A 1,761-nucleotide genomic window follows, 5' to 3' on the forward strand; every position below is an offset into this window, starting at 1 on the left:
AAAAAGCCTTTAATGTCGGCCTCCACGACCCATTGCGTCTGCCCGTTGGTAATGACCTCCGCGACCCGCCGCAGCGCATCGTGCGCGCTACGCCCGGGACGAAAGCCGTACGAGAAGTCGCAAAACTCCGGCTCCCAGATCGCGTGCAGAATTCGGCTTAGGCGGTCTTGGACCAGGCGATCCTCGAAACTCGGAACCCCTAAAGGGCGATAGCGGCCATCCCCTTTGGGGATATAGGCCCGCCGTACCGGTTGCGGGATGTACCCGAGCCGGCGCAGTCGCGCCGTCAGGTCTTCTAGCCGTTGCGCCAGCCCCTCTGCATAGTCGTCTTTTCTTACCCCATCGACTCCGGGCGCCTTGCTTCCGTTTTCACGCTCGAAGCTTTCGCGCAACCCTTCGGGCTCGGTGAGGAGTCCCATCAGGGCATTGAACCGCGTCTGCGGCTCAGCGCGCGCCATCAGTGTGAAACGCGCAAGTTTCGTTGTCACGGTCAGAATCCTCTCGGCGTAGGGCCGTGTGTCGCTCTTGCGTTGTCTCAAACCGCCACCCCTTGGCTCCTCCCGCATTACCGGGGATCGACGCTACTATGGATGGCTCCGACTTCCGCGCCGCACCGCCCGTGTCCTCGCTTTTTATCGCTTGTTCACGGGTGCCCGCCTTCCGGCGGACCGCGACGCGGATCTCCTCGGTTACCGCGTATTCTCAATGTCAGGCTCGACATGGCCTCGGACCCCAGGGAGTACCGGCATCGCTCGCCGTGGCGCGATACCGCTTGTTGCCTGCCGGGGGGACAAACCCGTCGGCACTCACCCACTAAATTTTTCGGGGCTCAATACCTTCAAGGTCGGCTTCACCCGTTACCTTTACACCTCGCCTGCTTTCGTGCCTACGCATCGACGCACCCGCTACCGTTAGCGCCGCAAGGCTCGATACTGGGCTCGTGGCTAACGATTACCCAGACGGGAATTTCACCCGCTAGATTACGCGACATTGCCGAGCAGCACTGGCCCCGGAATTCCGGGGTTCGGTCCGCGTAGCGCACCCTAGCCGGCTCGGAGCATCAAGCCACTATTGAATACGTTCCACCGCCCAACTCGCAAAATCCGCCCCAATTCGCACTAACCAGATTTGCGCCGGCCCCTCTTGCGCGTCCAACTGAGTTACCCCATATACGTAGCTGGGTTGCGCAGATTGAAGCCCTACGATCCACACGCTATTAAACAACAAGGGTCTAGTTAACTGCTTGGCCACTCGGCAGGGATACCACTGGCCGCCTCCGCTGTTAAGAAACACAACAAGCTGCTTCCCAGACGCGTATGCTGCTCCACCTTTCTTACGCTTATTGTCAATCGCTGCAAGCACTGCGGCTTCGACGCTTCCAGCGTTCACCCCATCATCAGGAAGGGTCCTCGGGACCATTACGTGCTCCATCAACCACGTGTTAGATGTTTGATCGTCATAGACCACTCCGTCACCACCAGTCGGATCGGTGGTAAAGGAAAACCGATCCATTTCCGACTCAAAATTAGCCACTACACAGATGAGCCAATTTCCTAATGCCTCTCGGGAGCGCATCCCGCCAAGATTCCTGAATGGCTTTCCCGTTTGGAGGTGCTCCCCATCACGAATAAAAGGTTCAAGTTCTCTTAAGGCGACAACCAGATTCTTAAAACGTCTCACGCGGTTCTTCATGTCTTCGCCTAAAACATCCTATCAGTGGGGAACGGGGGTCAGGGAACGGGGGTCAGGTCTTGGCGTTTT

Annotated in this window: 2 protein-coding genes; both read right to left on the bottom strand. The window is 58.3% G+C overall.

The genetic code is table 11. The annotated features are described in order from the left end of the window. Window positions 1-488 (bottom strand): reverse transcriptase domain-containing protein (locus QZY44_RS02480; protein WP_295441768.1); only part of this gene is annotated, 488 nt, incomplete at its 3' end. A gap of 580 nt (window positions 489-1,068) precedes the next feature. Beyond that, window positions 1,069-1,692: a hypothetical protein gene (locus QZY44_RS02485; protein WP_295441771.1), complete on the bottom strand. Its 624-nt coding sequence runs from the start codon at window positions 1,690-1,692 to the stop codon at window positions 1,069-1,071. Window positions 1,693-1,761: the final 69 nt, after the last annotated feature.

It is taken from the genome of uncultured Thiodictyon sp., from assembly GCA_903837595.1.
Lineage (GTDB): Bacteria > Pseudomonadota > Gammaproteobacteria > Chromatiales > Chromatiaceae > Thiodictyon.